The 12,628-nt window shown below is 43.7% G+C and carries 13 protein-coding genes; 8 read left to right on the forward strand and 5 right to left on the reverse strand.

All coding sequences use genetic code 11. The features are described from left to right. Positions 1-176: 176 nt before the first annotated feature. A complete protein-coding gene (locus QMG11_RS13175; RefSeq protein ID WP_281836559.1) occupies positions 177-716 on the reverse strand; it encodes a helix-turn-helix domain-containing protein in 540 nt (179 codons plus the stop codon). 426 nt (positions 717-1,142) lie between these two features. On the opposite strand from QMG11_RS13175, the gene QMG11_RS13180 reads away from it, so the two are divergent. From QMG11_RS13180 to QMG11_RS13200, 5 genes are all read left to right on the forward strand, one after another. Next, positions 1,143-2,597, forward strand: a complete 1,455-nt coding sequence (locus QMG11_RS13180; protein WP_281836560.1) for an aminotransferase class I/II-fold pyridoxal phosphate-dependent enzyme — start codon at positions 1,143-1,145, stop codon at positions 2,595-2,597. A gap of 9 nt (positions 2,598-2,606) precedes the next feature. Then, positions 2,607-3,029: an adenosylmethionine decarboxylase gene (speD, locus tag QMG11_RS13185; protein ID WP_281836561.1), complete on the forward strand. Its 423-nt coding sequence runs from the start codon at positions 2,607-2,609 to the stop codon at positions 3,027-3,029. 39 nt (positions 3,030-3,068) lie between these two features. Next, a complete protein-coding gene (gene speE / locus QMG11_RS13190; protein WP_281836562.1) occupies positions 3,069-3,929 on the forward strand; it encodes a polyamine aminopropyltransferase in 861 nt (286 codons plus the stop codon). Beyond that, entirely contained in the window at positions 3,916-4,773 is an 858-nt protein-coding gene (speB, locus tag QMG11_RS13195) for an agmatinase (protein WP_281836563.1), read from the forward strand. The genes speE and speB overlap by 14 nt, the downstream gene beginning before the upstream one ends. A 168-nt stretch (positions 4,774-4,941) precedes the next feature. Further along, the gene (locus tag QMG11_RS13200) at positions 4,942-6,054 is read left to right on the forward strand and encodes a YibE/F family protein (RefSeq protein ID WP_281836564.1); all 1,113 of its coding nucleotides are present in this window, start codon (positions 4,942-4,944) and stop codon (positions 6,052-6,054) included. Positions 6,055-6,199: 145 nt separating this feature from the next. On the opposite strand, the gene QMG11_RS13205 is transcribed toward QMG11_RS13200, so the two are convergent. Both QMG11_RS13205 and QMG11_RS13210 read right to left on the reverse strand, forming a co-directional pair. Next, positions 6,200-6,457, reverse strand: a complete 258-nt coding sequence (locus tag QMG11_RS13205) for a hypothetical protein (RefSeq protein ID WP_281836565.1) — start codon at positions 6,455-6,457, stop codon at positions 6,200-6,202. Between the two features lie 147 nt (positions 6,458-6,604). Beyond that, positions 6,605-7,642, reverse strand: a complete 1,038-nt coding sequence (locus QMG11_RS13210; RefSeq protein ID WP_281836566.1) for a M48 family metallopeptidase — start codon at positions 7,640-7,642, stop codon at positions 6,605-6,607. A gap of 293 nt (positions 7,643-7,935) precedes the next feature. On the opposite strand from QMG11_RS13210, the gene QMG11_RS13215 reads away from it, so the two are divergent. Both QMG11_RS13215 and QMG11_RS13220 read left to right on the forward strand, forming a co-directional pair. Further along, on the forward strand, positions 7,936-9,111 hold the full coding sequence (locus tag QMG11_RS13215; protein WP_281836567.1) for an HD-GYP domain-containing protein: 1,176 nt from the start codon (positions 7,936-7,938) through the stop codon (positions 9,109-9,111). Between the two features lie 108 nt (positions 9,112-9,219). Beyond that, positions 9,220-10,134 (forward strand): GGDEF domain-containing protein, encoded by a 915-nt coding sequence (locus QMG11_RS13220; protein WP_281836568.1) that lies wholly within the window; start codon positions 9,220-9,222, stop codon positions 10,132-10,134. A 162-nt stretch (positions 10,135-10,296) separates the two neighbouring features. Here QMG11_RS13220 and QMG11_RS13225 read toward each other — a convergent pair whose 3' ends face one another. Both QMG11_RS13225 and QMG11_RS13230 read right to left on the reverse strand, forming a co-directional pair. Beyond that, positions 10,297-10,785, reverse strand: a complete 489-nt coding sequence (locus tag QMG11_RS13225) for a GNAT family N-acetyltransferase (RefSeq protein WP_281836569.1) — start codon at positions 10,783-10,785, stop codon at positions 10,297-10,299. A 12-nt stretch (positions 10,786-10,797) separates the two neighbouring features. Next, positions 10,798-11,400: a hypothetical protein gene (locus tag QMG11_RS13230; RefSeq protein ID WP_281836572.1), complete on the reverse strand. Its 603-nt coding sequence runs from the start codon at positions 11,398-11,400 to the stop codon at positions 10,798-10,800. Between the two features lie 444 nt (positions 11,401-11,844). Between QMG11_RS13230 and QMG11_RS13235 the strand changes: the two genes are divergently transcribed. Next, positions 11,845-12,627 carry a hypothetical protein gene (locus QMG11_RS13235; RefSeq protein WP_281836574.1) on the forward strand — a complete coding sequence of 261 codons (783 nt, stop codon included), beginning with the start codon at positions 11,845-11,847 and terminating at the stop codon, positions 12,625-12,627. The last annotated feature ends 1 nt before the right edge of the window (position 12,628 follow it).

Below are 12,628 nucleotides of genomic sequence, written 5' to 3' on the forward strand. Positions count from 1 at the left end.
CGATTATTCTAAATATAGATTACTAAAAATAAACTTCTATCCCTTCAAATAAATTAAACTCATACTTCCAGCTCATTCTTCTAGAGGGATGTAGCTCCTCCTCAATAGAGCTAGGCACCTTCTATAAAAAGGTATCAAAAAAGCCCAGACTAACGTCTGAGCTCCTCTATACTCTATTAAAATGAAGGTGGAGTACTTATCCATACTACCTTGGCAGGAGATTTCCCGCAATTGGAGATATAGTGGGTCTTTCTACACTTATAGTAGAAGCTTTCTCCCTTTTTTGCTCTGTGCTTCTTCTCACCCAGATGGATACAGACACTTCCCTGGAGGACATATCCAAACTCCTCTCCCTCATGGGCTGATTCCTCCTTATACTGTCCCCCTGGTTCTAAGGTAATAAGGATGGGTTCCATATCGTTCTTCTGGGCATTGGGTACAATCCAGTCTATCTTATATCCCAGCTCCTCGTCCTCTACCTCGAAGAAGTCTTCCCTGGTAAAGACTATTTTTTCAGGTTCCTCCTCATTAAAGAACTCCTTAAGGTTTGTTCCCAGGCTCTCCAGTATATCAACCAGGGTAGCAATGGAAGGTGAGGTTAGATCCCTTTCCAGCTGAGAGATGAATCCCTTGGAGAGTTCACATCTGTCTGCCAACTCCTCCTGTGTTAAAAATTTTTCCAGTCTTAAACGTTTAATCTTTTCTCCAATAATCATAAATATCCCTTCATTTTTAGTTCGCAATATTAATTGTAGATACCAATGTTTTGCCATTTTCTTCCTTAAATTATATATCTTAACACATAATAAATCAAGTCCAGGGAAGTTTTGGTAAAATAATAGTTGACATGAAAGTTTAAATATACTATACTTCTTTTCGGAAATATGGTATACTTTAATCATATTTAAAGTTCATATATATTAAACTCAAGGAATCGATTAGCCAGATAAAAAAGAGATTTTTTTTAAAAAAATCTTAATGGTAGTAATTTTTAAAAAAACAAAAGTTATGATTCGGAGTCAACAATAACAGTAGCTTTACGAGATAAGTTTATATAAAAAGTAAAGTTTTTTTTAAAACATAAAGTTTACTAATATTAATCTTGAGATATAGTTTTACACTACACGAAGTGAGGAAAAAGAATGAAAAATCAAAATGAAACTCCATTATTTGATGCACTAAAAAACTATCAGAAAGACAACATTATATCCTTTGATGTGCCTGGTCACAAGAAGAATTCCAAGGGGTTAGCTGAGTTTTCAGAGGTTATGGGGGAGAAGATTCTTCAGATGGATGCAAACTCCATGAAGCAGTTGGATCACCTGAGCAACCCAACTGGAGTTATAAAAAAAGCTGAGGAGCTTATGGCAGATGCCTATGGCAGTGACCACTCCTTTTTCCTTGTGAATGGAACTACTTCAGGGGTACAGGCTATGATCATGAGTGCAGTGAAGCCGGGGGAGAAGATAATCCTTCCCAGAAATGCCCATAAGTCAGCGGTAAATGCTCTTATACTCAGTGCTGCTATACCAGTGTATATACAGCCAGAGATAGATTCAGAGCTTGGAATCTCCACAGGTATCTCAGTGAAGAACCTGGAGGAGGCCATTGCAGAAAATCCAGATGCCAAAGCGGTATTCCTCATGAACCCCACATACTACGGGGCTATCTCAAATCTTTCTAAGATAATAAACCTGTCCCACAGAAATGGTATGGCTGTTCTGGTAGATGAAGCCCACGGTGCTCACCTTCCCTTTTCAGAGGAACTGCCGAAAAATGCTATGAAGCTGGGAGCAGATATGGCAGCTGTAAGTCTTCATAAGACTGGAGGTTCCCTTACTCAGAGCTCAGCCCTTCTTCTAAACGAGGGATTCATAGGTTACAGCAGCGTTAAGACGGTGCTGAACCTGACTCAGACTACCAGTGCTTCATACCTTCTTATGGGGAGCCTGGATGTAGCCAGAAAAAATCTGTCGGTAAATGGAGAGAAGAGATTCAGGGAGATCCTTCAGTGGCTGAGAGAGGCCAGAGAAAGATTAAACAAGATAGACGGAATCTATGCCTTTGGCAAGGAAACAATAGATGGAAACGGGACCTATGCCTTTGATGAAACTAAGCTTGGTATAAACGTCAACAAAACAGGTTTAAGCGGATTTGAGGTCTACGATATCCTGAGGGATGAATACAATATTCAGGTGGAGCTTGCAGATACCTACAATATCCTTGCTATAGTAAGTGTGGGAGACACCAGGGAAAACCTTATGGCCCTTGTGGATGCCATAGAGGATCTTGTGGAAAAGCACAGGGAGGAGCCCTTCACTGTAAAGTGTATTCCCCTTTGCAACCCTAAGATAATAGTATCCCCAAGGAGCGCATTTTATGCTGAAAAGAAGGTAGTTTCCCTTAAAAATGCTGTGGGAGAGATAAGCGGGGAATCCATCATGGCTTATCCGCCGGGGATTCCAATTGTTACCCCTGGAGAGAAGATAACCCAGGAGATGATTGATTATATAGGATTATTAAAGGAAGAACGTACTGTCCTTACAGGGACTGAAGACCCTGAGGTCAATAATATAAAAGTTTTAGGAATGAACTAGGAGGAAAAAATGAAATTAGAAACTTTAGGAAGACACATATTAATTGAGTACTACAACTGTGATGAGGAAGTAATGAAGAGCCACGAGCTTATTGAAAAATATATGAATGAAGCAGCAGCAGCAGCTAATGCCACTATAGTAAACTCTGTTTTCCACCACTTCAACCCATATGGAGTATCTGGAGCGGTTATCATCGCAGAGTCACACCTGGCTATCCACACATGGCCAGAGTATGGGTATGCAGCAGTAGATGTATTTACATGTGGAGACACTATCGATCCTTGGGTTGCATTTGATTACCTGGAGAAGGCTTTTGGAGCCAGCAGAAGTGAGTCTATAGAGGTTCCTAGAGGAATGACTGAAAAAATAAGAAAATTCCACCCAAGAGGGGAAGAACTTGGTAAAATAGTATTCAAGCCAGAGGAAAACTAAAAAGATCAGATTAAAACTATTACTGAGGGAGGAATTTAAATGTTAGATCTATGGTATACAGAGGAATGGACAGATAATTGTAGATTTTCACTAAAGGTAAAGGAGCAGATTCACTCGGAGCAGAGTGAGTTTCAGAAGATAGATTTCTTCAAGTCCGAGGAATTTGGAACATTCTTTACTCTTGACGGACTGATGATGGTAAATGAAAAGGATGAGTTTGTTTACCACGATATGATAACCCACGTGGCACTGGCTACAAACCCTAATATCAAGAGAGTTCTTGTTATCGGTGGTGGAGACGGTGGTACTGTAAGAGAGGTTACAAGATATCCACACATTGAAAAGATAGATATGGTAGAGATAGATGAGAGAGTGGTAAGACTGTCTCAGAAATACCTTCCAATTACAGCATCAAAGCTGGAGGATCCAAGGGTAACCCTTTACTTTGAGGATGGTCTTAAGTTTGTAGAGGAGAGTGCAGAGGGATCCTACGACCTTATCCTTGTGGATTCCACAGACCCTATCTCTGTTGGAGAGGGACTATTTACAACTGGATTCTATAAGAACTGCTACAGAGTACTGAGCGATGAGGGAATCCTTATAAACCAGCACGAGTCTCCATACTTTGCCAAGTATGCAGCTGAGATGAAGAAGGCTCACAATAAGATAAAGAACCTTTTCCCAGTGGCTAAGGTATATCAATTCCACCAGCCTACATACCCATCTGGTCACTGGCTCTTTGGATTTGCTTCAAAGAAGTTTGATCCGATTGCAGACCACCAGAGAGAAGCTTGGGAGAAGTTTGGACTTAAGACAAGATACTACAACTCAGATATCCACACAGGGGCCTTTGCCCTGCCTACCTTTGTAAGGGAGATGTTGGAAGATGTGGAAGGATAGAAATATATCGACATTTATAGCCTGCGAAAGCACCTATAAAGAAGCTGATACGGTTCTTTTCGGTGCTCCCTTTGACGGGACCACTACCTTCAGACCGGGGACAAGATTTGCCGCTGAAGTTATGAGGATGGAGTCCTATGGTCTTGAGACCTACAGCCCATACCTGGACAGGGATATGGAGGATTACTCTATCTTTGACGGGGGAGACCTGGAGCTGCCCTTTGGAAACAAGGAGAAGGCTCTGGATGCCATAGAGGACGCTGTAAAAACAATACTTACAGACGGAAAGAGACCATTTATGATAGGGGGAGAGCACCTGGTATCCCTTCCAGCTATAAAGGCGTGTTATGAGAAGTACCCGGATCTCCATGTAATCCACTTTGATGCTCACACAGATCTAAGAGAGGACTATATGGGAGAGCCCCTGTCTCACTCATCTGTAATCAGAAGAGCATGGGATTTTCTGGGAGACGGAAGGATCAACCAGTTTGGAATAAGATCCGGTCTGAGAGAGGAGTTTAAGTGGGCAGCTGAGGGTCATACCAACCTCACAAAGTTTAACCTGGAGGGCCTTAAGGAAACTATAGATTCTCTCAAGGGGAAGCCTGTCTACCTTACAATCGACCTGGATGTACTGGACCCATCGGTATTTCCCGGGACGGGAACTCCTGAACCTGGAGGAATCTCCTTCCACGATCTTCAGGGGGCCATCAAGATGATGGAGACCCTTGATATAATCGGGCTGGATGTGGTGGAGCTGGCTCCCCACTACGATCAGAGCGGAGCATCTACAGCTGTAGCATGTAAAACAGTGAGAGAACTACTTCTCACTATCCAGAAATAGTCCTATTAGATAAAATTAAGGGTAAAGTTGTTGACAACTGCCTATGGATTTAAAGATAATAGAGGAAGGTATCGGGATAACGGTATCTTCCTTTAAACTTTTTTTGGAGTTTTAAAGTCAATTATTATGGTGCCACAGGCATCTTTTAACTTATCTAGGAGGAACAAGATGAAAAAAATTATACTGGTACTCCTTCTGAGCTTTTCCCTGGTGTCCTTTGCTGAGGCAGACAACTACATCAAGGGAAGGGTTCTGGAGAAGATAGACACCTATGAAACCCCAGACTCGGATGAGGTGAGCTATATCGACACCTACAACGTTGAGATTAAGGAGGGAATCGACAGGGGAGCTACTATCCCCATAGAGTTTCCCATCTACAGGGAGGATGCCTTCAATATCCCACTGAAATCAGGGAAGAGTGTTGTTCTCTACACTGAAATAGGGGAAAATGGAGACAATATCTACTATATTGCAGATATAGACAAGAGGGGGGGACTGCTCACCCTGGGAGCTCTCTTCCTGGGGTTGATCTTTATCCTGGGAAGGCTTAAGGGGATAAGGGCAGCAGCAGCCCTTGTGGTGACAATCATAGCCACCTTCTTCTTCTTTATACCGGGGGTTATAGAGGGATACTCTCCCATAGGACTCTCAGTTATTACTGCGCTCTTTGCCTCCCTTGTTACCATCTACTTTATGACTGGTATCTCCACCAAGGGTCATGTAGCTGTTCTTGGGAGTATAGGGGGAGTGGCCTGTGCAGGGGTGATCTCCTACTTCTTCGTGTATAAGCTGGGACTTACCGGTTATACAGATATGGATTCCCTGAACTACGCTTCCTTCCTGAGGGGTATAAAGGTTAAAGAGCTCATATCAGCCGGGGTAATCCTGGGAAGTATGGGGGCTGTTATGGATGTGGCCATGTCCATCTCCTCTGCCCTCCACGAGGTAGAGGGGGTAAATGGTGAGCTCACCTCTAAAAATATCTTCAACTCAGGGATGAATATCGGAAGGGATATCATAGGTACCATGGTCAATACCCTGGTACTGGCCTATGTTGGGAGCTCCCTCTTTACAATAATGCTCCTCATTATGCAGAAAACCGAGTTTCCTCTGATAAGGATACTTAACTTTGAGTTTATGGCTGTAGAGATTCTGAGATCCGTCTGCGGAAGTCTAGGGATCTTGGTTACAGTACCTCTCACCTCCTATCTTGCAGGAGTCTTCCATAGCAGGATGGCAGAAAGAAAAAGTCAGGAGAGGGAAGAGGCAGTAAGAGGTTAAAGCAGACTCAGGAGACTTTTCAAGAGACAGACTAATAGTTAAAAAGGGCCCCGGGAATCTTCCCGGGGCCTTTACTCTATCTTGAAATCTTGAAAATTGATCTTTTATCTGTTGAAAAACTTTTATTTTTTAAGGAAAAGAAGAATTAAAAGCTAATCCAGACTATATCTTCCGCTGCAAAGGTGCACTTGAAGTCCTCTATCCTGTTGTTGAGAAACTCAATCCCCCTCATAACCTCATCCACCAGATCGTAGTTACACCCCTGGTAGTTGAGCTGAAGTTTGTTCTTCTCTATAAATCTGTACCTTATCTCATCTCCCTTGAGGTTGTCAAACCCCTCGATTACCTTGATACCCATATTCTCAAAAATTCCCCTGATATCCGATATCAGCCTCTCCTTCATAGAATCACCCCTTTTATTGTGTTATCCAACCAGCTAAGTATAGCTCTGAAAATTGTAAAAAACAACCTGAAAATACTTAAAAATAAACACTGTAATGATTTCTGGGGCTTGTTTTCTCTTAAAGTAAACTACTTCTGGGAGAAACTTCTATGAATCTGGAGGACCCTCTGGTCCCCCTTTCCTCTCTATAACTTCCATCTTCTTTGAGAGGCTGATGAGATTCTTTATCCTGTTTCCCACAAAGGGGTGGGTGCTTAGGATCTCCAGTCCGGAAGCCTCCGGGTTCTCCTCCAGCTGTGTGAGGAACTCCTCTACATCCACTGAATCGGTGAGTCCCCAGGTGAGCTTCAGGAGGGATGAGGTCAGGGGAAGGTGGCTTCCCCTGCTGGCAATGAGAGCAGCTGCATCGGCGGAATACTCACATGAACGGCTCCACTTGTAGAAGAGGAGGCGGCCCACGCCAAACTGTGTTCCTGCTATACTGATTATCCGTACATGTCCAAAGAGAATGTGCCCCATCTCATGACCTATTACAGCCCTTATCTCCTCCTTGGTGAGTTTCTCCACCAGGCTGGATGTGAGAACTATGGTATAGGGCTCATCATAACCGAAGGTATAGGCGTTCATCTGGGGATCCTGTATCACAAAGAGACTGACCCTCACAGGGGGCAGGAGCTTCTGTACCTCTGCAAGATCCTCATAGAGTATGGGACGCTGGTGGGGGCCGATACGGACAGCACTTGCCAGTATCTGATCCCTCCTCATATTTGCAGTGAGGTAACCTATACCGAAGAAGAGAAGGAGAAAGACCCCAGCCAGGAACCCTCCCAGGATAAGTATACCTATACCACAGACAAACCCCAGGGCCAGATCCCGGTTCTCCGTTTCACAGCGGTACTCCTCCAGCTTGACAGGTCTTCCCAGGGGAAGGTTACCTGTAATTATGAGTTTGTGCTCCCTCACCACAGCCTCGGGGCACATTGTAACAAAGAGTATAGAGGTGACTCCCAGGAGAAGAAGATCATCCAGAAGTCCCACAATGGGAAGAAAATCATCTGGAGGAAAGGGCAGGAGGAGATATGCAAGGGGAATGAAGATCAGGAAGATCTTGAGCCACTTATTTACCCGCTTGTCCAGTACCAGCCTCCCGGTAAGCCGGAAGTGATTGAATATATTCATAAGCATAGGATCCCCTCCTCTTTATCATAGTCTTTAATTTTATTTACAAGCTACTTCAGATAATTCCTTGATTCCAGAAGGTAATCAAGGGGGCCCTTTGGATTGTCTTCCTCACAGCTGGAGTCTTTTTATTATTAAAGGCGAAAGATACGAAATAGATAGTTTTATAACCGTGATTATGGTTTATTAATCTGCCCATTATTGTTATAATATTCAGGATAGATCTTATGTGGACGTATTTAGTTTTGGAAAGGTAGTTGGAAGTAGCGTTCTACGATAAATTCTTAGTGAGGTGCTGTGTGGAGAATCAGATAAAGAAATTTAATGATAAAGAATTAGAGGCTTCCTTTGAGAGGATGAGAAGCGCTTACTCGACTATTATAAGGTGTCAGGATATCATTGTAACTGCAGAGAGCGAGATGGAGATATATGAGGAGATCTGTAAGGTGCTTGTAGAGGAGGGACCCTATAACCTGGCCTGGATAGGCTCAGTTGATAATAGCCCCCAGAAGAGGGTAGTTCCCGTAGCCCAGGCAGGATTTAAAAGGGGATACCTCTCCTCCATAAATATAAGCTGGGGAGATGATATCTACGGCCAGGGGCCTACAGGAAGGGCAATCCGTGAAGGCAGGGAGGATATAGTAAAGGATATTGTGACAGATACAAGGTGTCTCCCCTGGAGGGAAAGAGCCATAGAGTATGGGTATCGTTCCAGCATGGCTCTCCCCATAAAGTATGGCGGAAGGATAGATGTAGTATTGAATATATATTCAGCGCACAGGGATGCATTTAACAGGGAGGAGGTCGACCTCTTCCAAAGGTTAGCTAAAAATATTGCCCAGGGGATCCATCTCCTGAGACTGAAAAGGGAGAGTGAGGCAGCTCAGAGAACCCATTATGAGATCCTCCTGAAAACTATAGATGCCTTTGTCCTTGCCATAGAGAAGAGGGACCCATATACAGCGGGACATCAGAAGAGGGTCACCGACCTGGCTGTTGCCATTGGAGAGGGGATGGACCTCGGCAGAAATAAGATAGAGGGTCTTCGTCTTGGAGCTCTCATTCATGATATAGGAAAGATCTATGTTCCTGGTGAGATACTCAACAGACCTGGAAGGCTCACCAAGCCGGAGTTCGATCTGATAAAACTCCACTCGGAGATAGGCCGGGAGATAATAAGCGGGATAGATTTTTCCTGGGAGATAGAGAAGATGATAGCCCAGCACCACGAGAGACTGGACGGCACAGGCTATCCCGGGGGCCTCAAGGAGGAGGAGATTATTGTGGAGTCCAGGATAATAGCTGTCTCAGATGTGGTGGAGGCCATAAGCTCCCACAGACCCTACAGGCCGGCTCTGGGAATAGAGGCAGCCCTGAATGAGATAAGGAGTGGAAGGGGAACAAAGTATGACCCCCAGGTAGTGAATATCTGTTTGAACCTCTTTGAGAGTGGAAGGTTTCAGTGGGAAGCTTAATAGATAGAACAGAAACAAGTAAAAATATAGAGAAATTTATTGGTTAGTGGCGGTCTGGCGGAGTGTTTTACTTTAGAGATTTAATTAGTTACTTTTAGTTGGGGTAGTATGAACTTAATAGAGTTTATTAATAGTCAAGGAGAACCATTAACAGAGTTATTGGACCTGCTCCCTATTCCTATTTTTTACAAGGACAGAAGGGGAGTCTATTTAGGCTGCAATAAAGCGTTTGAGAGATTTATAAAGTTATCCAGGGAGGAGTTTATAGGAAAGACGGTATATGAACTCTATCCCAAAAAACTGGCAGATATCTATTTTAAGATGGATGAGGAGCACTTTAACAACCCGGGTGTTCAGGTCTATGACGGTGAGGTAAGATCCAGTGAGAGGGAATCATATAGCGTCCGTTTTCATAAAGCCACCTTCACCAATGAGGAGGGGGAGGTAGCAGGACTTATAGGGGCAGTTCTTGATATCACCAAGGAGGTAGAGCAGGGAAGGTATCTGGAAAAATTGGCCTCCTACGATGTCCTCACAGGGCTATACAACAGGCGTAAGGGGATGATACTCCTGGAGAGGGCTATTGAAGATAGCAGGTATCAGGGTGAGGAACTTTCCATTATCATGATGGATGTGGATCACTTTAAGAGGATCAACGACCTCTATGGTCACCTCTATGGGGATGAGGTCCTTAAAAAGATCTCCCAGGTACTGGAAGATAACCTCAGGGATCAGGATATAGTATTTAGGTATGGGGGGGAGGAGTTTATCTGCTCCCTACCCAAGACCAGTAAGGGAGAAGCCCTTTTAGTGGCCGAGAGGATCCGTGAGAGTATAATAGCTTCCTTTACAGATCATGAGAAAAATACAGACAGATATGTAACTGCAAGCTTTGGAGTATCCACATATCCAGAGGACGGAATGAGCATGGATCAGGTGGTAAGCAGAGCCGACGATGCCATGTACAGGATCAAGAAGAACGGCCGGAATGGCATTGGGGTTGCAAGGAGGAGGAAGGGATAAATTTTTAACCTTACCTTGAGGATTAAAGAAAACAGCAGTTGATATCAACTGCTGTTTTTTATTGAGGAAAGTATAGAACTTAAAAAAAATTCCGTGAAGTCATTGGTGCTCCAGTTAATTGTTAGGATGCAACGTCACGCTGCTTCTTATTTGCAGGATACTTTATTGACGGAGGTTAAGGAGCATCACATAGTCATCCTCTCTCTCAACAATAACTTTAAATCCCAGCTTCCTATATAATCTTACAGCGTAGTTCCCCCTGGATACGCTCAGGGAGGCCTGGGTGCAGCCATCACCCTTCAGAAGAGAGATCATCTCCCTCATGAGAGCACTACCAACTCCCCTTCCCCTGTAACCCTTTAAGAGGGAGATGGAAAATTCCGGAGTAAAGTCATCTACATAACCATACCCCTTGTCGGTACCACTCCACTTTCTTACCCACACTCCCCCTATAATCCTCCTATCTGCCTCTGCTACCAGGCACCGGTCGCCACTTCTTCCAAAATCTCTTATGTATTTAAACAGTTCAGGCTTCCCTATAATATCCCTGGAAATCCTTTCCCCTCCAGCAGGCTGAAAGATAGCTTCATAGAGGAGATCCTCTAAGATCTCCTCTTCATCTTCTCTTAACTTTCTTATGGTGTAATCCATTCCCCCTCCTTTTTAAATGAGATCAGCCTCGTAGATGATCCTCTTCCCTATAGACTCCATATGAAAGAAGTCGCTGTCTCCCTTGACATCCAGGGTATTAAAGGTATCGTAGTATAGAAATCTGTCCCTTAAAGATACAAGAACCAGAGTAAGCTCCGAGTTGTGGGAGATAGAGGTGATGGCTCTCCGATACTTACCGAAGATGCTTGGCAGTGTCCCAGAATTACTCCCCTCGATGACGTGAAAAAAGATCCCCCGGGCATCTTCAAGAATAAGCTTCTGAAAATCCTTCTCTATACTTCCATAGGCACAGTTGGTTGCCTTGAACTCTATATTTGTCTGCTCCCTGAGATCGGGAGAGTAGGTAGAAACATCGATATTTCCAGAGAGGAGAGTTTCTCCAGAAAAGGAGTAGGGCAGTCTGGTAGGGGTCTCCACTGAATACTTCACCCCATTCCTGATAACCTCGTGTATAAAGACCTGCTTTGCCTCCTGTTCGCTGATCCTTCTTTCAGCCTTAGTTCGGTAGGTGGGATAGATAATTGTATTATCCTCCAGCCTCCCCTCCTCCAGGAGAAAAAGGTTTTTAACTGTATCAAAGATGATTTTTTTCACTGTATACCTCCGGGAATCTAAAATTATACCCTATGATAGTACAACTAAGCGAAAGGATGCAAGGGTATCCTTAGCTCTTTACGGGAGAGCAAGTAGAGGAAGGATTCCAGGGATGATCTGAGCTCAGCCCAAGTAAAAGATTAATTAAAAAAGTTAGTGTTTCTTTAAAGGGAGAGATAAAGATATATCGGGGATTAAACAAAAGTTTACAAAATCCATCTTCCCAGTGGAGGAGGTCAGTGATTTAAGCCTGAAGACACCTGTATAAAAGTGAACGCCTATAGAGGTTTGTGAACTAGTCTTTGTTTTTTTGAAATTATGTCATTGTAAAAGGTGACAAAAAATGTATTTTTAACATAAAAAGTATAAAATTTAGTTGAAACCCTATCTCTTTTAGGTTATATTGTTAGTAGGAGAGTAAAAAATAAAGAGGGAGAGAGAGCTATGAAAAAATTAATATCACTTTTAACGATTACATTTCTTTTAACGGTATCGGGAGACCTATATGCCAAGAAAGACGGAGAGAGAGGCAAATCATCTGACAGAGGAGGAAGATCGGAATCCGACAGGGGAGACAGGTCCGGCGGAGACAGGGACAGAGGAAGGTCATCGGATAAAGAGGATAGATCAGATAGATCAGATAGATCAGATAAGTCGGAGAAATCTAGCAAGTCAGAGGAAAGGGAAAAAAATCAGAAGGCTGTAGACGCCCAGAAGAACTGGGGGCAGCTGAAGGATGAGCTGATGAATGATCCTGAATATGCAGAGAAGTATGCAGGGGAGTATGGGGAGAAGAGGCTCAAGGAGGAGATCAAGGCCAAGAAGAGAATCAGAAGAGAGGTAAGAAGGAACTACGATTCAGATCTGCCTGAGGATGAGGTTGAAAAGGAGATCGAGAAACTTGTAGATGATTACTTTAATAGGGAGATTGTTCCTGGTGAAACCGAGGGAGTTGAGATGACTGAGAGATCCCAGAGAAAGATTGAAAAAGCACTTTCAAAGTATGATACAGCCATTGACAGAATAGATGCCAAGGAGCAGGAGGATACAGAGGATGAGGAGATAGAGGAGGCGCCGGAAACACCGGATATGGGAGAGACCCCTGAAGAGCCGGAAACACCAGATATGGGAGAAACTCCTGAGGAGCCTGAAACACCCGATACACCAGAAGTTCCAGAAACACCTGAAGACGGGGGAGAGGAAGTAGAAAATACCCTAGAAGGATAGG

This window comes from Propionigenium maris DSM 9537, from assembly GCF_027925155.1.
In the GTDB taxonomy this organism is placed as follows: Bacteria; Fusobacteriota; Fusobacteriia; order Fusobacteriales; family Fusobacteriaceae; genus Propionigenium; species Propionigenium maris.

Excerpts from the sequence above, each read along its gene's own strand:
- QMG11_RS13175 (WP_281836559.1), bottom strand. The coding sequence starts at position 716 with ATGATTATTGGAGAAAAGATTAAACGTTTAAGACTGGAAAAATTTTTA.
- QMG11_RS13180 (WP_281836560.1), top strand. The coding sequence starts at position 1,143 with ATGAAAAATCAAAATGAAACTCCATTATTTGATGCACTAAAAAACTAT.
- speD (WP_281836561.1), top strand. The coding sequence starts at position 2,607 with ATGAAATTAGAAACTTTAGGAAGACACATATTAATTGAGTACTACAAC.
- speE (WP_281836562.1), top strand. The coding sequence starts at position 3,069 with ATGTTAGATCTATGGTATACAGAGGAATGGACAGATAATTGTAGATTT.
- speB (WP_281836563.1), top strand. The coding sequence starts at position 3,916 with ATGTGGAAGGATAGAAATATATCGACATTTATAGCCTGCGAAAGCACC.
- QMG11_RS13200 (WP_281836564.1), top strand. The coding sequence starts at position 4,942 with ATGAAAAAAATTATACTGGTACTCCTTCTGAGCTTTTCCCTGGTGTCC.
- QMG11_RS13205 (WP_281836565.1), bottom strand. The coding sequence starts at position 6,457 with ATGAAGGAGAGGCTGATATCGGATATCAGGGGAATTTTTGAGAATATG.
- QMG11_RS13210 (WP_281836566.1), bottom strand. The coding sequence starts at position 7,642 with ATGCTTATGAATATATTCAATCACTTCCGGCTTACCGGGAGGCTGGTA.
- QMG11_RS13220 (WP_281836568.1), top strand. The coding sequence starts at position 9,220 with ATGAACTTAATAGAGTTTATTAATAGTCAAGGAGAACCATTAACAGAG.
- QMG11_RS13225 (WP_281836569.1), bottom strand. The coding sequence starts at position 10,785 with ATGGATTACACCATAAGAAAGTTAAGAGAAGATGAAGAGGAGATCTTA.
- QMG11_RS13235 (WP_281836574.1), top strand. The coding sequence starts at position 11,845 with ATGAAAAAATTAATATCACTTTTAACGATTACATTTCTTTTAACGGTA.